At 61.9% G+C, this 19,008-nt stretch carries 12 protein-coding genes and 2 riboswitches; of the genes, 6 read left to right on the forward strand and 6 right to left on the reverse strand.

Annotated features, from left to right (window positions below; genetic code table 11):
- Positions 1–71 precede the first annotated feature (71 nt).
- The 3 genes from BMZ46_RS19665 to cobW are packed head-to-tail and all read right to left on the reverse strand — an operon-like array spanning position 72 to position 5,932.
- A complete protein-coding gene (locus BMZ46_RS19665; RefSeq protein ID WP_074690346.1) occupies positions 72–1,085 on the reverse strand; it encodes a magnesium chelatase ATPase subunit I in 1,014 nt (337 codons plus the stop codon).
- An 8-nt stretch (positions 1,086–1,093) separates the two neighbouring features.
- Positions 1,094–4,861, reverse strand: a complete 3,768-nt coding sequence (cobN, locus tag BMZ46_RS19670; RefSeq protein WP_039768816.1) for a cobaltochelatase subunit CobN — start codon at positions 4,859–4,861, stop codon at positions 1,094–1,096.
- 3 nt (positions 4,862–4,864) lie between these two features.
- Positions 4,865–5,932: a cobalamin biosynthesis protein CobW gene (gene cobW / locus BMZ46_RS19675; protein ID WP_074690344.1), complete on the reverse strand. Its 1,068-nt coding sequence runs from the start codon at positions 5,930–5,932 to the stop codon at positions 4,865–4,867.
- A gap of 98 nt (positions 5,933–6,030) precedes the next feature.
- Positions 6,031–6,241: riboswitch (cobalamin riboswitch) on the reverse strand.
- Between the two features lie 611 nt (positions 6,242–6,852).
- Between cobW and BMZ46_RS19680 the strand changes: the two genes are divergently transcribed.
- The 5 genes from BMZ46_RS19680 (at position 6,853) to cobM (ending at position 10,969) form a co-directional block, all read left to right on the forward strand.
- Positions 6,853–8,004, forward strand: coding sequence for an integrase core domain-containing protein (locus BMZ46_RS19680; RefSeq protein ID WP_074690342.1), 1,152 nt, complete (start codon positions 6,853–6,855; stop codon positions 8,002–8,004).
- Positions 8,005–8,468: 464 nt separating this feature from the next.
- A riboswitch (cobalamin riboswitch) is annotated at positions 8,469–8,690 on the forward strand.
- A 120-nt stretch (positions 8,691–8,810) separates the two neighbouring features.
- Entirely contained in the window at positions 8,811–9,008 is a 198-nt protein-coding gene (locus BMZ46_RS19685; RefSeq protein WP_039768819.1) for a CbtB domain-containing protein, read from the forward strand.
- Positions 9,009–9,019: 11 nt separating this feature from the next.
- Positions 9,020–9,721 carry a CbtA family protein gene (locus BMZ46_RS19690; protein ID WP_039768821.1) on the forward strand — a complete coding sequence of 234 codons (702 nt, stop codon included), beginning with the start codon at positions 9,020–9,022 and terminating at the stop codon, positions 9,719–9,721.
- Complete coding sequence (locus BMZ46_RS19695) at positions 9,718–10,131, forward strand: cobalamin biosynthesis protein (RefSeq protein ID WP_074690340.1); 414 nt, start codon at positions 9,718–9,720, stop codon at positions 10,129–10,131. Before BMZ46_RS19690 ends, BMZ46_RS19695 begins: the two co-directional genes overlap by 4 nt.
- Positions 10,132–10,222: 91 nt before the next feature.
- Positions 10,223–10,969, forward strand: a complete 747-nt coding sequence (cobM, locus tag BMZ46_RS19700) for a precorrin-4 C(11)-methyltransferase (RefSeq protein WP_074690338.1) — start codon at positions 10,223–10,225, stop codon at positions 10,967–10,969.
- 132 nt (positions 10,970–11,101) lie between these two features.
- Here cobM and nfuA read toward each other — a convergent pair whose 3' ends face one another.
- The 3 genes from nfuA to BMZ46_RS19715 form a co-directional block, all read right to left on the reverse strand.
- Entirely contained in the window at positions 11,102–11,686 is a 585-nt protein-coding gene (nfuA, locus tag BMZ46_RS19705; protein ID WP_007959519.1) for a Fe-S biogenesis protein NfuA, read from the reverse strand.
- 91 nt (positions 11,687–11,777) lie between these two features.
- Positions 11,778–12,779: an acyltransferase family protein gene (locus BMZ46_RS19710; RefSeq protein WP_074690336.1), complete on the reverse strand. Its 1,002-nt coding sequence runs from the start codon at positions 12,777–12,779 to the stop codon at positions 11,778–11,780.
- Positions 12,780–12,838: 59 nt separating this feature from the next.
- Positions 12,839–15,133: a fatty acid cis/trans isomerase gene (locus BMZ46_RS19715; protein ID WP_074690334.1), complete on the reverse strand. Its 2,295-nt coding sequence runs from the start codon at positions 15,131–15,133 to the stop codon at positions 12,839–12,841.
- Positions 15,134–15,291: 158 nt separating this feature from the next.
- Here BMZ46_RS19715 and metH point away from each other — a divergent pair, with 158 nt between their 5' ends.
- Positions 15,292–19,002 (forward strand): methionine synthase, encoded by a 3,711-nt coding sequence (metH, locus tag BMZ46_RS19720; RefSeq protein ID WP_039768830.1) that lies wholly within the window; start codon positions 15,292–15,294, stop codon positions 19,000–19,002.
- Positions 19,003–19,008 lie beyond the last annotated feature (6 nt).

A 19,008-nucleotide genomic window follows, 5' to 3' on the forward strand; every position in this document is an offset into this window, starting at 1 on the left:
CTGGCGGCCGTTATCGAGGCGTCCGGCGCGGGGTCTGGCATTCGCCCCCGCGTCGGATCGGGGGCGAATGCCTAACGCTTTTTTTGTAGGTGTGGCGGCCAGGTAGGGACTTCGCAGCGTGCGCCGGTAGCCAGTGCCGGCGCCGGCATTTCTCCCCACTGGCCCTGCCCCTCGCTCGGCTCGGCGTTAGTGCCGGACGGCGATTGCGCCGGTGGCTGCGAGCTGGTCGAAGACTGTTCGCGACGACGATGACGCAATGCGAACTCAGCCACCGCATCGATATCCTGCTCGGCGATGGCGTCCGCACCGCGCCACGCCGCATGCGCCCGCGCGGCACGCAGCCAGACCAGATCGGCGCGCAAACCGTCGACGCCTGCCGCGAAGCAGCGCTCGGTGATCTGTGCCAGCGCCGCGTCATCCAGCGGGATGCCCGGTAAAACCTTGCGGGCGTTCTCGCAGCGCTGACGCAGAGCTTGCTGTTCAGCCTCCCACTGCGCACAGAACGCCTGCGGATCGCTGTCGAAATCCAGCCGACGACGAATGATCTGACCACGCTCGGCCGGCGCCGTGTGACCGCTCAGGGCGACGTTCAAACCAAAGCGATCCAGCAATTGCGGACGCAATTCACCCTCTTCCGGGTTCATCGTGCCGATCAATACGAACTTCGCCGAGTGCCGATGGGAAATGCCATCGCGCTCGATCAGGTTAGTGCCGCTGGCAGCCACATCGAGCAGCAAGTCCACCAGATGATCCGGCAGCAGATTCACTTCATCGACGTACAACACGCCGCCGTCAGCCTTCGCCAGAACGCCGGGAGAAAACTGCGCGCGACCGTCGTTCAACGCCGCGTCCAGATCCAGCGTGCCGACCAGTCGCTCTTCGGTGGCGCCCAACGGCAAGGTGACGAACTGACCGCTGGCCAGCAGATCCGCCAGACCCCGGGCGAGCGTCGACTTGGCCATGCCGCGCGGGCCTTCGATCAGCACGCCGCCGATCTTCGGGTCGATGGCCGTCAGGTACAGCGCCAGTTTCAGATCATCGGCGCCAACCACGGCGGAGAGCGGGAAATGCGAAATGTCGGTCATGTTCAGTCTTAGCTCTCTTCTTCTATGTCCAGCAGCAGGTTTTCCAGAGCTTCTTTGTAGGCGCCCGGTTCCTGCCACATCCCGCGCTGCTGCGCTTCGAGCATGCGTTCGGTCATGTCGCGCAGTGCGTGGGGATTATGCTCGCGCACGAACTCGCGGGTCGCCGGGTCCAGCAGATACGCATCGGCCAGCAAGGCGTACTGATGGTCGTCGATCAGTTGCGTGGTGGCGTCGAAGGCGAACAGGTTGTCGACCGTCGCCGCCAGTTCGAACGCGCCTTTATAGCCGTGGCGCTTGACCCCGTCGATCCATTTCGGATTCGCCGCCCTCGAGCGGATAACTCGGTTCAGTTCTTCCTTCAAGGTGCGGATCTTCGGCAGGTCCGGCTGACTGTGATCGCCGTGATAACTGGCCGCCGCTTCGCCGCGCAGGCTTTCCACGGCGGCGAGCATGCCGCCCTGGAACTGGTAATAGTCGTTGGAATCGAGCAGGTCATGCTCGCGGTTGTCCTGGTTTTGCAGCACGGCCTGCACCTGGCTCAGGCGCTGGACGAATTGCTCGCGGGCGGCAGTGCCTTCGTCGGAACCACCGTAAGCATAGGCGCCCCAGTTCAGGTAGACCTCGGCCAGATCTTCGCGGGTTTGCCACAGGCGACCATCGATGGCGCCCTGCACGCCCGCGCCATAGGCACCGGGCTTGGCACCGAAGATCCGCCAGCCGGCCTGACGTCGGGCAGCCTCTTCGTCCAGCCCGGACTGACGCAACGCCTCACGTTCGGCACGCACCTTGGCGGCCAACGGGTTGAGGTCGTCCGGCTCGTCCAGTTCGGCCACGGCTTGCACGGCGGCGTCGAACAGGCGGATCAGGTTGGCGAACGCATCGCGGAAAAATCCGGAGACCCGCAGCGTGACATCGACCCGAGGCCGGTCGAGCAGGCTCAGCGGCAGAATCTCGAAATCATCGACCCGCTGACTGCCGGTGGCCCATACCGGGCGCACGCCCATCAGCGCCATGGCCTGGGCGATGTCGTCTCCGCCGGTACGCATGGTCGCGGTGCCCCACACCGACAGGCCGAGCTGGCGCAGGTGATCGCCGTGATCCTGCAGGTGTCGCTCGAGAATCAGGGTCGCGGACTGGAAGCCGATTCGCCACGCCGTGGTAGTCGGCAGGTTGCGCACGTCCACGGAGTAAAAATTGCGACCGGTGGGCAGCACATCGAGGCGACCGCGACTTGGCGCGCCGCTCGGGCCGGCCGGGACGAAGCGGCCGCTCAGGGCATCAAGCAGGCCACGCATTTCGGCCGGGCCGCAGGCGTCGAGGCGTGGGGCGATCACTTCGCGGAGGTTGTCGAGGATTGCACCGACTTCAACCCAGCGCGGCTCGCTCCCACAGGGGGATGGCAGTGACTGGGAGATCAGTTGGGTGGCGAACAGCTCCAGACGTTCGCGAGTATCCCCCGCCGTACGCCAGACTTCATCGCTCAGCGATTGCAATTCCATTGGGCGCGGGCCGGTCCAGGAATCAGCCAGTGCACAATCCAGCGGATCGAACCCCAACTGAAACGCTTTCGCCAACGCCCGCAACAAACTCGATTGCGCGCCTTTGCCATCGCCACGCGGAATCCGCAGCAACGCCAGCAACGTGTCGATGCGCAGCCGACCACTCGGCGACTCTCCAAAGATGTGCAGACCATCGCGGATCTGCGACTCCTTCAAATCACACAGATAAGTATCCAGACGCGGCAGCCAGATCGCCGCATCGGCATCGCTGTCGAGGGCTTCGTCGAGTTGCAGCTCGCGGTCGATCTGCGTGTCACGCACCAGTTGCAGAATATCGCGCTGCAATTCCCGGGCGCGGCGCGGATCGAGCAACTGAGCTTCGTAATACTCGTCTGCCAACAGCTCCAGATTACGCAGCGGACCATAGGTTTCGGCGCGAGTCAGCGGCGGCATCAGGTGGTCGATGATCACCGCCTGAGTGCGACGTTTGGCCTGGGCGCCCTCGCCCGGATCGTTGACGATAAACGGATAGATGTTCGGCAGCGGCCCGAGCAGCGCGTCCGGCCAGCAGTTCTCCGACAGACCCACGCCTTTGCCGGGCAGCCATTCGAGGTTGCCGTGCTTGCCGACGTGGATCACGCCGTGAGCCCCGTAGGTCTGGCGCAGCCAGAAATAGAACGCGAGGTATGCGTGCGGCGGCACCAGATCCGGGTCGTGATACACCGCGCTCGGATCGACCTGATAACCCCGCGCCGGTTGAATGCCGACGAAAGTCAGGCCAAAACGCAGGCCAGCGATCATCATCCGCCCGTCCCGGCACATCGGATCGTTTTGCGGCGAACCCCAGCGCTCCAGCACTGCCGTGCGGTTGGCTTCGGGCAGTGCGTTGAACATCGACAGGTAATCATTCATCGCCAGGCTTTGCTGGCACGGGCGCTGATCGAGGGTGTCGAGGTCATTGCTGACGCCACCCAGCAATTGCCGGATCAGTTCGGTGCCGCTGTCCGGCAGTTCGGCGGGCAGCGGATAACCTTCGGCCCGCAATGCCCGCAGGATATTCAGCGCGGCAGCCGGCGTGTCGAGGCCGACGCCGTTGCCGATGCGCCCGTCCCGGGTCGGATAGTTGGCGAGGATCAGGGCGATGCGCTTTTCAGCGTTCGGCACCCGCGCCAGATCGACCCAGCGTCGCGCCAGTTCGGCGACGAAATCCATGCGCTCGGGTTGGGCCCGATAACACACCACGTCGGACTGACTGCGCTCGCTGCGCCAGGCCAGATCCTTGAAGCTGATCGGCCGACTGATAATCCGGCCGTCCAGTTCCGGCAAGGCGATGTGCATCGCCAGATCCCGGGGGCCGAGGCCCTGCTCGCTCTCGCGCCAGCCAGGCTCGTTGTCTTGGGCGCAAATCGCCTGGATCACCGGAATGTTGCGACGGAACGGCCGCAGATGCGGCGCTTCCGGGCTGGACTGGGCGAAACCAGTGGTGTTCAGAATCACCGAGGCCTCGACTTCATCCAGCCAGCCCTCGACCACCGACAGGCAGCCGGGCTCTTTCAAACTGGCCACGGCGATCGGCAGCGGATTGAGTCCGGCCGCCTGAAGCCGTTGGCAGAACACGTCGATAAACGCCGTGTTCGCCGCTTGCAAATGCGAGCGATAAAACAACACCGCCGACACCGGTTGACCGGGCAGCCAATCGGCTTGCCAGTCACTCAGTGCGGCGGTGTTTTTGTTCGGATGATATATCGCCGTGCGCGGCAGCGTTTGCGGCTCGCCCCACACGTAATCCCGCGCCAGCCAGCGATTGGCCAGGCAACGGAAAAAGTCCAGCGCATTGCCCATGCCGCCCTGACGCAGAAACTGCCAGAGCCGGTCGCGATCCTCGGCGCCCACGGTGCTCAAGTCGCTGAGTTCCGGGTCGGGCCGGTCATCGCCCGGCACCAGAATCACCTGCACGCCACGCTCGGACAACTCGACCAGCCGCTCGACGCCATAACGCCAATAAGCGATGCCGCCGTGCAGCGAAATCAGAATGACCTTGGCGTGGCGCAGTACCTCATCGACATAGAGGTCGACCGACGCATGGTTCTGCACCTGCATCGGGTTGGCCAGCCGCACGCTCGGGTAATCCTCAGGCAGTTGCTGCGCGGCTTCGGCGAGCAGCGCCAGGCTGGAATCGCCGCTGCACAGGATCACCAGCTCGGCGGGGGTTTGTCCAAGGTCGGCAATGTTGTCATCCGACACGAAACCGCCGGGCTGGGTCCTGAGCAGGTGCATGGCTTAAACGCTGAGCGCGGCGCGCAGTTGCGCTTCGAGCTGGGCGGCGTCCAGCTCCTGACCGATCAACACCAGACGCGTCACGCGCGCCTCATCGGCGCCCCACTGACGGTCGAAGTGCTTGTCGAAACGAGTGCCCACACCCTGAACCAACAGACGCATCGGCTTGTTCGGGATCGCCGCGAAGCCTTTGACTCGCAGGATGCCGTGCTGAACCACCAGTTGCGTCAATGCGTCGAGCAGCAGGCTTTCGTCGGCTTGCGGCAGCTCGATGGAAATCGAATCGAAGGCGTCGTGATCGTGGTCATCATGATCGTCATCGTCGTGGTGGTGATCGTGATGGCTGTGCCGGCTGTCGATGTGTTCTTCGGAACCGGCGCCGAGGCCGATCAACACGTCCAGCGGCAGACGACCATTGCTGGCTTCGATGATTTTCACTGCTGGCGGCAGCTCTTCGGCGACTTCCAGACGGACGCGCGCGAGGTCTTCAGGGCTGGTCTGGTCGGCCTTGTTGAGAATCACCAGGTCGGCGCTGGCCAGTTGGTCGGCGAACAGTTCGTGCAGTGGCGATTCGTGATCCAGGTTCGGATCGAGCTTGCGCTGGGCGTCGACCTGATCCGGGAACGCGGCGAAGGTGCCAGCGGCCACGGCCGGGCTGTCGACCACGGTGATCACCGCGTCAACGGTGCAGGCGCTGCGGATTTCCGGCCACTGGAAGGCTTGCACCAGCGGCTTTGGCAGGGCCAGGCCCGAGGTTTCGATCAGGATGTGATCGAGGTCGCCGCGACGGGCCACCAGTTCACGCATCACCGGGAAGAACTCTTCCTGAACCGTGCAGCACAGGCAACCGTTGGCCAGTTCGTAGACGCGGCCGGTGGCTTCTTCTTCGGTGCAGCCGATGGTGCATTGCTTGAGGATTTCACCGTCGATGCCCAGCTCGCCGAACTCGTTGACGATTACCGCGATACGGCGGCCCTGGGCGTTGTCGAGCATGTGCCGCAGCAAGGTGGTTTTGCCCGAGCCGAGGAAGCCAGTGACGATGGTGACGGGGAGTTTGGCCAGTGTTTTCATCGGATGCCCTTTGGCAAGGTGGCGGGCATACGGGACGAGACCGGCAACGCGAGTGCGTGCCTGGAGAGTTCGCCACCGGATCACCCCGCCCGGTTGAAAGTGAGAATCTGTGACGAGGCAGGTCTCCTGGCTGACGGTGTTCGGGCCTTGGCCCGGTATTCGCTGCGCCTTCCCGCTGGCTCTGGATTGAGTTGGCAGTGGCGTGGCAGCGAACAGCACCGTTCACAGTTGCGGGGGCAGCCGCGGCTTGGACCGCGTTCCCTTCTTAGCTTCGGCGTGGGCCGAAGAACCTCGAAAGCGCAAGGCTACGCAGGGTGTGGGGATGGGTCAATGGTTGGTGGATTTTGAGATTGGGGGCATATCCGTTGCTTCGGGTGCTGCCGCTGGCGGTTTCGCTCTTACAGCGAGTCCCTTTTTCAAACGCCAAAAAGGAACCAAAAGGCTTTTGCCCCGGCGTACGGCACTTCGCTTAGGCTCAGTGTTCCCTCGCTACGGTGTCCATCAGGGGGCATCGCCTACGGTTTGCTTCGCTGCACCTCCTCTCGATGTATGCGGCTGCGCCGCACGGCGCTGCGCGCCTACCCCCTGATGGACACCTTCGCTCGGCCTGCCGAAGAGGCAAAAAATCAAAAGCAGATCAAGAGCCAGATCAAGAGCCAGATCAAGAGCCAGATCAAGAGCCCCTCACCCTAGCCCTCCCGAAACGTCGGACCGCCCGTAGGGAGAGGGGACTGACCGAGTGGTTTGGGAGAGGTTCGCCGACGTGCGATACCGCGTTGAACTCAGGCTTTGAAAAGCACAAAAAACGGCTCCCTCTCCTCGGGGAGAGGGCTGGGGTGGGTAAAGACCGGGTACATCCTTTACGTTTGAGACCGGGGACATGGTTTACAGGTATCAATCATGGTCAGGAGGTGCTGACCATGCCCTGGAATCAAGAGTCCCCGATGGATCAACGAGTGAAATTAGTCAGTGACTGGCTCAGTGGCAGCTACACCAAGAGCCAATTGAGCCGGCGTTATGGGGTCAGCCGGCCAACCGTCGATAAATGGCTGGATCGGTATGCAGCGCTCGGTGTGGATGGCTTGAAAGAGCAATCCCGCAAGCCTTTGAACTGCCCTCATCAAACCCCGGATGAAATCATCGCCACATTGCTGGCCAAGAAAAACGAGCATCCGGATCGAGGTCCCAAACAGATCATTGATCGCCTGCGAAAGTCCGATCCACAGATCCCATGGCCGGCCGCGAGCACTGCCGGTGAGTGGTTGAAGAAGGCTGGCTTGGTCATTGCGCGGCGCCCTTATCCTTTGCGCCCGCGTGCTCCGACGCATTTACGCCCGGCCGATGAACCCAACCAGACCTGGTGTGCCGACTTCAAAGGGCAGTTCAGGATGCAGGACGGCAATTGGTGCTATCCGCTGACCATTACCGATCAGATGAGCCGCTATCTGCTGCTCTGCCGGGCGCTGCCCGGCACGCACAGCGAGCCGACGCGACAGGGATTCGAATGGGCTTTCCGGGAGTTTGGATTGCCGGACGTAATCCGCACAGATAACGGGGCGCCTTTCGCATCGACCGGTTTGGCGCGGCTGTCGAAGCTGTCCGTCTGGTTCATCAGGCATGGCATCCATATCGAGACAATCACACCAGGGCGTCCTGACCAGAACGGTCGACACGAACGGATGCACCGCACCCTCAAAGCAGCGGTACTGCGAACACCTGCGGAAAATCTCGTACGCCAGCAGCTGGCCTTTGAAGAGTTCGTTCAGGACTTCAACCATGATCGACCACACACCGCACTGGGCATGAAACCGCCGGCTTCCGTATACAGACCTTCGTTGCGCCCGTATCCGGGCTACTTGCCCGCGGTCGAATATGGCCCTGAGGTTGAGGTACGCAAGGTTCGCTCGAACGGCGAGTTCAAGTGGAAGGGGCAACGAATGTTTTTGGGCGAGGCGCTGATCGGCGAGGACATCGCGCTGAAGGAAGTGGCTGATGACGTGTGGGAGCTGTACCTTTGCAACTTCTGTTTAGGCAGGCTTGAGCGCGGTGCCAACCGCGTATCAAGCCTGTAAAAGGTGTAAACGATGTCCCCGGTCTAATGTGTAAAGGATGTACCGGTCTCTACAGTGAGGGGTAAACCCACCACAAAAACCAAAGCCGAACACGCCCCGCTCCTCCCCACTCAAAACGATGAGCGTTAGCTCGAGTACCGCTTTTGATCGCAGGGCCCGTCGGCAGGCTGAGTGGAGGGATTGATCCGGGGGTGGGAGCGCAGCGACCGTGCGGCGCAGCCGCATGCATCGAGAGGAGGTGCAGCGGAGCAAACCGTAGGCGATGCCCCCGGATCAATCCCGGAGCGAAGGAACCCCGAGCCTAAGCGAGGGGCCGTACGTCAGGGTTAGAGACCTTTTGGTTACTTTTGGGGCGTTTGCCAAAAGTGACCCGCCGTAAGGGCGGAACCCTAAGCAGCCATAACCGCAGCAACGGATCTGCCCCAATCCCAATCCCAATTGACTCAAATTCCCCCTCATGGTCTCCTACACAACTTGTTACGGGTGCCCTTCACAGGGTGAAACGGGAAACCGGTGAATCATGTGCTTTACTCTAAAGCCATGTCAGTCCGGTGCTGCCCCCGCAACGGTAAGCGAGCGAAGCGTCAGATCCACTGTGCCCACAGGCATGGGAAGGTGACGCTTGCAGGTCGGCAGACAGCCACCCCTCGTGAGCCCGGAGACCGGCCCGCAACACACAGTGCGCATCTTGCGTCGCTGAACATAACAAACCCGCGGTGGGCGGGCGCTGTTCGAACCTCTGCGTGCCCGGCCGCAGGGGTTTTCATGCGCTCTATTCACCCGCTGACACTTCAGAGGGAAGCGCCATGTCGATCATCAGCAGCACCGGCAGCAATTCGGACAAGATCTCCAGCACCACCACCCTGAGCCAACGCCTGACCGCCGCCGCCTGCGCGTCGATCCTCGGTGCGTGCCTTGTGTATTTCGCCGGTTTCTCGCACATCGAAGCGGTGCACAACGCTGCTCACGATACCCGCCACAGCGCCGCGTTCCCGTGCCACTGAGACCTGACGACATGATCAAGCGTATTGCGCAGACCGCAGGTTTCACCGGCCTTCTGGCCGCCCTGCTCCTGACGTTGCTGCAAAGCTTCTGGGTATCACCGCTGATTCTGCAGGCCGAAACCTTCGAGAAAGCCGAACCGGTGGCCGAAGTTCACGAACACGCTGCCGGCACCGCCGCCCACACCCACGATGCCGAAGCCTGGGAGCCGGAAGACGGCTGGCAGCGCGTGGTGTCCACCACCGGTGGCAATCTGGTGGTTGCCGTGGGTTTCGCACTGATGCTCGCGGGCCTGTACACCCTGCGTGCGCCGACCAAAACCTCGCAAGGCCTGCTCTGGGGCCTGGCCGGTTATGCGACTTTCGTACTTGCACCGACCCTGGGCCTGCCACCTGAGCTGCCGGGCACCGCCGCCGCGGATCTGGCCTCGCGTCAGATGTGGTGGATCGGCACCGCCGCTTCCACCGCTGTCGGTCTGGCCCTGATTGCATTCAGCCGTCACTGGCTGATGAAGATCCTCGGCGTGGCGATCCTTGCCGTGCCGCACGTGATCGGCGCGCCGCAACCGGAAGTGCACTCGATGCTCGCCCCGGAAGCCCTCGAAGCGCAGTTCAAAATCGCTTCGCAGCTGACCAACGTCGCGTTCTGGTTGGCCCTGGGCCTGATCAGCGCGTGGTTGTTCCGCCGCAAAAGCGAAGGTCAGTACCAGGCATGACCGATGACAGCGCAGCGCCGACCTTCGTGGTCGGCCTGGGCTGCCAGCGCGGCTGCCCGGCCAGCACGCTGCGCGCCTTGCTTGATCAGGCATTACAGGCACATCGAATTGATCTGGAGAAGGTCAAGGCGCTGGCCAGCATCGACCTCAAGCGCGACGAACCTGGCCTGCAGGAACTCGCCGCCCAACTGGCGCTGCCGTTGCTGTATTTCAGCAGCGAAGAACTGGCCAGTTATCAGCAACGACTGAGCCATCATTCACAGATTGCCTTCGAACGCACCGGTTGCTACGGCGTAGCGGAAAGTGCCGCGCTGGCGCTCGCCGAGCAGTTGATAAGCGGCCCGGCAAAACTGCTGATACCCCGGCAAAAATACACCCAGGCAACTCTGGCATTGGCCGGCGCGGCGTAAATTCCCGATAATTCACGCTTTCGATCATGAGCATTCTTCATCTGAAGGGCTTGTGAAGCACTGCCCTGCCCCTTTTCTACAGGATCCAACGATGACCGTTTACTTCATCGGCGCCGGCCCCGGCGACCCGGAATTGATCACTGTCAAAGGCCAGCGGCTGATCCGCAGTTGCCCGGTGATCATCTATGCAGGTTCGCTGGTCCCGACGGCGGTGCTGGAAGGTCATTGCGCGGAAACCGTGGTCAACAGCGCCGAGCTGCACCTGGAACAGATCATCGACCTGATCAAGACCGCCCATGCCAAGGGCCAGGATGTGGCGCGGGTGCATTCGGGCGATCCAAGCCTGTATGGCGCGATTGGCGAGCAGATTCGTTATTTGCGCGAGCTGGATATTCCGTTCGAAATCATTCCCGGCGTGACCGCCACCGCCGCGTGCGCCGCGCTGTTGGGCGCTGAACTGACCCTGCCGGACATCTCGCAAAGCGTGATTCTGACCCGCTATGCGGACAAGACGGCGATGCCGGTTGGCGAAGAACTCGGTAGTCTGGCGCAGCACGGGGCGACCATGGCGATTCATCTGGGGGTCAATCATCTGGAGAAGATTCTGGCCGAGTTGCTGCCGCATTACGGCGCAGATTGCCCGATCGCGGTGATTCATCGGGCGACTTGGCCGGATCAGGATTGGGTAGTCGGAACGCTGGAGGATATTGCCGAGAAGGTGACGACCAAGGGGTTTCGGCGTACCGCGTTGATTCTGGTTGGGCGGGTGTTGGGTAGCGATCACTTTAGCGAGTCGTCGCTGTATCGCGCGGGGCATGCGCACCTTTATCGACCGTGAATGGGACGCGGAGCGTCCACGGCTGCATTCCCACGCAGAGCGTGGGAACGATCAACCAACGAACGATCATCGTCCGGCAGGCATAAAAAACGGCGCTCACGGGGCGCCGTTTTTCATGTCGCAGCGAACACCTTAGTAGTAGGCGTTTTCTTTCTGCGTGTGGTCGGTCACGTCGCGAACGCCCTTGAGCTCCGGAATGCGCTCGAGCAAGGTGCGCTCGATGCCTTCCTTCAGGGTCACGTCCGCCTGGCCGCAGCCCTGGCAACCGCCGCCGAACTGCAACACGGCAATGCCGTCTTCAACCACATCGATCAGGCTGACCTGACCGCCGTGGCTGGCCAGTCCCGGGTTGATTTCGGTTTGCAGGTAGTAGTTGATGCGCTCGTTGATCGGGCTGTCGGCGTTGACCATCGGGACTTTGGCGTTTGGCGCCTTGATGGTCAGCTGGCCGCCCATGCGGTCGGTGGCGTAGTCGACGACGGCATCATCGAGGAACGCTTCGCTGAACGAGTCGATGTAAGCGGTGAAGCTTTTCAGCCCCAGCGCCGTGTCTTCAGGTTTCTCTTCGCCCGGCTTGCAGTAGGCAATGCAGGTTTCGGCGTACTGGGTGCCAGGCTGGGTGATGAAAACGCGGATGCCGATGCCCGGGGTGTTCTGCTTGGAGAGCAGATCGGCCAGGTAATCATGGGCGGCGTCGGTAATGGTAATAGCGGTCATGGAAACTCCTCGCAGGCTTGGGGCGGAGTTTACGCCAATCGGCGCGCGGCACAAAGTCCTAGTATTTACGTAGGAATAGTTCGCAAATCGGCTAGGTGCCAGGTTCACCGTCAATCCGCGCTTTAAGCCATTGATAACTGCGTTTTTCCACCCATTCGTAGCTCAGCCACGAACCGATAGCGATGGCCAGCGCACAGACGACAAACATCAAATACGGGTTGATCCCGTAGCGTCGGGCCAGATAACCGCCGGCCGACAGCACCAGCACGTGCATCAGATATACAGAGTAGGAACAGTCGCCCAGCAGCTTCAGCAGCCTGTTGCGCTCGACATGGCGCTCCAGCGCCATGCTGGCCATGACCAGCACCGCACTGGGCACGCCCCAGTTCAGCAATCGGGGTTCCGGCGGCAGGTGATAGATAGCCAGCAACGCCGCACTGATCCCCAATAAGGGCAGCCACAGCGCCGGGCCGATCCAGCCGCGACGGTAGAGCATGCCGATGCCGATCCCCAGCAGGAACTCATAAACGATGTCCGAGCGATAGAACTCGCTGACCCAGCCAAATCCGGTCCAGGCCTGGCACACCGCGAACAGCAGCGCCGCGACCACCAGCAAGCGCACCTGCAACCGAAACAACAGCGCCCAGGCGAACAACACGTAGAACAGCATTTCGTAATTCAGGGTCCAGCCGACATTCAGGGTCGGGTAGATCCCGTAGCCGCCGGGGTTTTCGGTCGGGATAAATAGTAACGACAGGAACAGATGACTCCAGTCCACCGTCTGATCCGGCAGCAATGGCCGGGCGAACACCACCAGCAACGCCATCAGCACGGTGTAGAGCCAATACGCCGGGACAATCCGGAACAGTCGATACAGCAAAAACCGCGCGGGCGGCAGCGCCTTGCCTTCAGTGGACAGGAAAATCACCAGCCCGCTGATCACGAAAAAGATATCGACGCCCACGGCACCCTTGTCGATGAACAGCTGACCTATCGGCCCCCGCGCCTCGAAGTCGAAGAAAATCTGCATGAAATGATGGCAGACCACCGCCCACGCGGCGAGCGCTCGCAGGGCCTGCACTGAAATCAACATCGATGGCGCTCCCGATCCCGTACTTCACAGAATTGGGACAACCGCCATCGCTCAAACGATCAAAGATTCTCGTACCGGTTCATGTCCAGCACGCCCTCTTCCACCGGCTCGGTTTCGTGGATGTACTGGCTCAAATCGTGGAAATAGAACCAGAACTGCGGATGACTGCGGCGAATCCCCCAGCGCTCGACGACTTTCTCGAACTGCGCCGCGTCCTTTGCCCCTTCCATCGCATCGACAAACGCCGGCACCTGGTCTGCCGGAACGTTGAACATGAAATTCGGGTAGCTGCTGAGCACGCCCGGGTAGATCGTCAGCGTGTCCAGGCCCGGCTGATAACGCAGCGATTCACCGAGCAGGAACGCCACGTTGCTGTGGGCGCGGTTGCGCAGCAGGCTGTAGACCTCGCGCTTGCCGCTGCGGGTTTCAACCCGGAGCATGGTGGCTTCCGGCAATTGATCGATCACCTTCAGGCCCGCCGCCGGGCGCGAAGTCAGGCGACTCAGCGCCTGTTCGGCGTTTTGCAGCGCCGGGTCGATGTTCGGGCGCGAGCAATAGGCGTCTTCACAGCGGTTGATCGGATCCGGACGCGCGTTGAGATCGCCGTAACGCGCCAGCAATTGCATAGCGAAATCGCGTTTCGGGTCTTTCTCGTCGAGTTTCAGCGCGGTCGGCTTGTCGTCGTCGATGGCTTCGTAATCGAGCCACATCTTGAACTGGCCGCTGCTCTGGTACCAATCGTCGAGGTAGCCCTCACGGGAATCGGCGGGCATCAGGCGCAGGAAGTTCTGTTCGGCGCCGTTGCGGATCAGGTCGAAATACAAGCGCGTTTGCGCCTGATGGGAGACGTTGCCGAACACATCGAAATTCACTGCCAACTGATAATAGGTGCGCTCCAGCAGCGGATAGTCGAACAGCCACATCGTCTGCGGCACCTCGCCGATCAGGCCCTTGGTCACCGAAGCGCTGTCGAAGTGGCGGAAGATGCTGAGCAAGGCGTTATCGTTGCCGGCCCACAGGGTCGACCAGCTCGGCGCCGGCAGGTCGGCGTAGCTGTCACGGCGCAGGGCTTCGTATTGGTTTCGCTTGTTGCGGTAGTTGTGCCACAGGCTCAGGACGCTGCCGACATCGTCGTTCTGCCCCGGCATGGCCAGCAATGGCGTGGCCTGGCCGCGATAGTTCGGGTCGGTGATGTAGAGGTCGTGTTCCGGGGCCTGGAACAACGCCCAGAAGTTGTCGCGGATCACGTCAGTCGCGATCTGCCCACGGCACACCGGGCCGCGAATGAAGGTGCGCACGAAGTATTCTGCGTTATCGAGCATGAACTGATAGCGCGCCTGCGCCGGAATCGCCTCAAAGGTCGCGAACGGGTTGGCCCGGCTCTGCGGCCCGTAGCCCGGCAAGGCATTGACCTGCCAGTTACCGTTGTAGAACAGGCTTTTGACCCGCGCCATCTTCGCCGCGCTCAGCGGATAAGTGATGTGGGTCTTGTGCACGATCACGCCCTGCACCGGCCACAGGCGGTAATACACCTGAGTACCCGGATCGTCGTTCGGGCGACGGGTGGCGATCAGATCGATTGGTTGCCCGGTCGGCGTGCGCGAGCGCACCCACTGGAAGTAATGCCCCGGCTCGCCGTCCTTGAAATAGATGTGCGCGAGGAACCAGTGCTCGAACAGCCAGCGCCCGACCAGACTTTCCCGCGCGCCAGGCTGGTTGAGCAGATTTTCCCACTGGACGATCTGCATCGCCTCCTTGGCGCTTGGCGCCAGGCCTTGCTCATCGATCGGTGCGCCGGAAGCGAGCCAGCGTTGCAGTGTCTGATATTGCTGATCGGTCAGCCCGGTCACCGCCAGCGGCATTCCCTCTCTCGGATGGGCGCCGGCATAGCCTTCGAACTCGGCGGGCATCGCGCACAGGTTTTCGCGGTTGAGACCCAGCACAATGTCTTGCGGCAGTTTGGCGTTGGGGGTCAGCGGGGTTTTGTGTCCCAGCTCCAACATGCGCGCCATCAGTGCGGCCTGGCTGCCCTGGGCGTCGAGCACCGAGTAGAAGTCTTTCTGCTGCCAGGCCCGCTTGCCGAAGGCGTCATAGAACAGCCGCGTGGTCGGCGCCGCCTGGGTGCGTTCGCCATCGTAGACCGGCATCTTGCTCGCGCCCCGCGCTGCGCCTTCACCGCTGCCCAGGTTGAGCTGACAGGCAGAGTCATAACACGCATGGCAGGCCACGCACTTCTCGGTGAAGATCGGCTGAATATCGCGGCTGTAAGAAATAGCGGGAGAAATCGAGGGTTGCTGCGCAGCGGCGCCCCAGCTTAAGAACAGCAAAAAAATGCTGATGACGCGGTACGACATGTCCCTGATCCTGATCCTGGAGAAAAACACCGCGATTCTACCGTTATGACGTCCGTACCAACATGAGCGATATTCATGCAAAAGCGCCACATGCTCTAAAACCGCACAGGTTTGTTATGATCCCGGCCCTTCGTCATGGTCTTTTTCGAGTAGCCCCAATGTCCGATCGCAGCGTCCGCCTTCAAGCTCTCAAGCAAGCTCTCAAAGAGCGCATCCTGATTCTCGACGGCGGCATGGGCACGATGATCCAGAGCTACAAGCTCGAAGAGCAGGATTATCGCGGCAAACGTTTCGCCGACTGGCCGAGCGATGTCAAGGGCAACAACGACCTGTTGGTGCTGACCCGCCCGGACGTGATCGGCGGCATCGAGAAAGCCTATCTGGATGCCGGTGCCGACATCCTCGAGACCAACACCTTCAACGCCACGCAGATTTCCATGGCCGACTACGGCATGGAAGAACTGGTCTACGAACTCAACGTAGAAGGCGCCCGTCTGGCGCGCAAGGTCGCCGACGCGAAAACCCTCGAGACCCCGGACAAGCCGCGTTTCGTCGCCGGCGTTCTGGGCCCGACCAGCCGCACCTGCTCGCTGTCGCCGGACGTCAACAACCCGGGCTATCGCAACGTTACCTTCGATGAACTGGTGGAAAACTACACCGAGGCCACCAAAGGCCTGATCGAAGGCGGCGCCGACCTGATCCTGATCGAAACCATTTTCGACACTCTCAACGCCAAAGCCGCGATCTTTGCCGTGCAAGGCGTGTTCGAAGAACTGGGCTTCGAATTGCCGATCATGATTTCCGGCACCATCACCGACGCCTCCGGCCGTACCCTGTCGGGCCAGACCACCGAAGCGTTCTGGAACTCCGTGGCCCACGCCAAACCGATTTCGGTCGGCCTGAACTGCGCCCTCGGTGCCCGCGAACTGCGTCCGTACCTGGAAGAACTGTCGGACAAGGCCAGCACCCACGTTTCGGCGCACCCGAACGCTGGCCTGCCGAACGAGTTCGGCGAGTACGACGAACTGCCGGTGGACACCGCCAAGGTCATCGAAGAATTCGCCCAGAGTGGTTTCCTCAACATTGTCGGCGGTTGCTGCGGCACCACGCCGGGCCACATCGAAGCCATCGCCAAAGCCGTCGCCGGCTACGCGCCACGGCAGATTCCGGACATTCCCAAGGCTTGCCGCCTCTCAGGCCTGGAGCCGTTCACCATCGATCGCAGCTCGCTGTTCGTCAACGTCGGCGAGCGGACCAACATCACCGGTTCCGCAAAATTCGCCCGCCTGATCCGTGAAGACAACTATACCGAAGCCCTGGAAGTCGCCCTGCAGCAGGTCGAGGCCGGCGCCCAGGTGATCGACATCAACATGGACGAAGGGATGCTCGATTCGAAGAAGGCCATGGTGACCTTCCTCAATCTGATTGCCGGCGAACCGGACATCTCCCGCGTGCCGATCATGATTGACTCCTCGAAATGGGACGTGATCGAAGCCGGCCTCAAATGCATCCAGGGCAAGGGCATCGTCAACTCGATCAGCATGAAAGAAGGCGTCGAGCAGTTCATCCATCACGCCAAACTGTGCAAGCGCTACGGCGCGGCCGTGGTGGTGATGGCGTTCGACGAAGCCGGCCAGGCCGACACCGAAGCGCGCAAGAAAGAAATCTGCAAACGCTCCTACGACATTCTGGTCAACGAAGTCGGCTTCCCACCGGAAGACATCATTTTCGACCCGAACATCTTCGCCGTGGCCACCGGCATCGAGGAACACAACAACTACGCTGTGGACTTCATCAACGCCTGTGCCTACATCCGTGACGAACTGCCGTATGCCCTGAGCTCCGGCGGCGTGTCCAACGTGTCGTTCTCGTTCCGCGGCAACAACCCGGTGCGCGAGGCGATCCACTCGGTGTTCCTGCTGTACGCGATCCGCGCCGGCCTGACCATGGGCATCGTCAACGCCGGTCAGCTGGAGATCTACGACCAGATCCCGCAGGAACTGCGCGACGCCGTTGAAGACGTGATCCTCAACCGCACGCCCGAAGGCACCGACGCCCTCCTCGCCATCGCCGATAAGTACAAGGGCGATGGCAGCGTCAAGGAAGCCGAGACCGAAGAATGGCGCAGCTGGGACGTCAACAAGCGTCTGGAGCATGCGCTGGTCAAGGGCATCACCACCCACATCGTCGAAGACACCGAAGAGTCCCGTCAGTCCTTCGCGCGCCCGATCGAAGTGATCGAAGGCCCGTTGATGTCCGGCATGAACATCGTCGGCGACCTGTTCGGCGCCGGCAAAATGTTCCTGCCGCAGGTGGTGAAATCCGCCCGTGTGATGAAACAGGCTGTGGCGCACCTGATTCCGTTCATCGAACTGGAAAAGGGCGACAAGCCGGAAGCCAAGGGCAAGATCCTGATGGCCACGGTGAAGGGCGACGTGCACGACATCGGCAAGAACATCGTCGGCGTGGTACTGGGTTGCAACGGCTATGACATCGTCGACCTCGGCGTGATGGTGCCAGCCGAGAAGATCCTGCAGGTGGCCAGGGAGCAGAAGTGCGACATCATCGGACTGTCCGGCCTGATCACCCCGTCGCTGGATGAAATGGTCCATGTGGCCCGCGAGATGCAGCGCCAGGACTTCCACCTGCCGTTGATGATCGGCGGCGCGACCACCTCCAAGGCGCACACGGCGGTGAAGATCGAGCCCAAGTACAGCAACGACGCGGTGGTCTACGTGACCGACGCCTCCCGCGCCGTGGGCGTGGCGACGCAGTTGCTGTCCAAGGAACTGAAGGCCGGCTTCGTCCAGAAGACCCGCGAAGAGTACATCGACGTCCGCGAGCGCACCGCCAACCGCAGCGCCCGTACCGAACGTCTGAGCTACGCCGCCGCGATCGCCAAGAAGCCACAATTCGACTGGGCCACCTACACCCCGGTCAAACCGACCTTCACCGGCACCCGCGTGCTGGACAATATCGACCTCAACGTCCTGGCCGAGTACATCGACTGGACGCCGTTCTTCATCTCCTGGGACCTGGCCGGCAAGTTCCCGCGCATCCTCGAAGACGAAGTGGTCGGTGAAGCTGCGACCTCGCTGTACAAGGACGCCCGCGAGATGCTGACCAAACTGATCGACGAGAAATTGATCAGTGCCCGTGCGGTGTTCGGCTTCTGGCCGGCCAATCAGGTGCACGACGACGATATCGAGCTGTACGGCGATGACGGCAAGCCAATGGCCCGCCTGCATCACCTGCGTCAGCAGATCATCAAGACCGACGGCAAGCCGAACTTCTCCCTGGCCGACTTCGTCGCGCCGAAGGACAGCGAAGTGACCGACTATGTCGGTGGTTTCATCACCACCGCCGGGATCGGCGCCGAAGAAGTGGCCAAGGCTTATCAGGATGCTGGCGACGATTACAACTCGATCATGGTCAAGGCCCTCGCCGACCGTCTGGCCGAGGCCTGCGCCGAGTGGCTGCACCAGCAGGTGCGTAAGGAGCACTGGGGTTACGCCAAGGATGAAGCGCTCGACAACGAGGCGCTGATCAAAGAGCAGTACTCCGGCATCCGCCCTGCTCCCGGCTACCCCGCGTGCCCGGATCACACCGAGAAGGCCACGCTGTTCGCCCTGCTCGACCCTGAGGCCCAGGAAATGCGCGCCGGTCGCAGCGGCGTGTTCCTGACCGAGCACTACGCGATGTTCCCGGCGGCAGCGGTCAGCGGCTGGTACTTCGCCCATCCGCAGGCGCAGTACTTCGCGGTGGGCAAGGTCGACAAGGATCAGGTGCAGAGCTACACCTCGCGCAAAGGCCAGGAACTGAGCCTGACCGAGCGCTGGCTGGCGCCTAATCTGGGTTACGACAACTAATCCGGC

This window comes from Pseudomonas sp. NFIX49 (assembly GCF_900115915.1).
Lineage (GTDB): Bacteria > Pseudomonadota > Gammaproteobacteria > Pseudomonadales > Pseudomonadaceae > Aquipseudomonas > Aquipseudomonas pharyngis.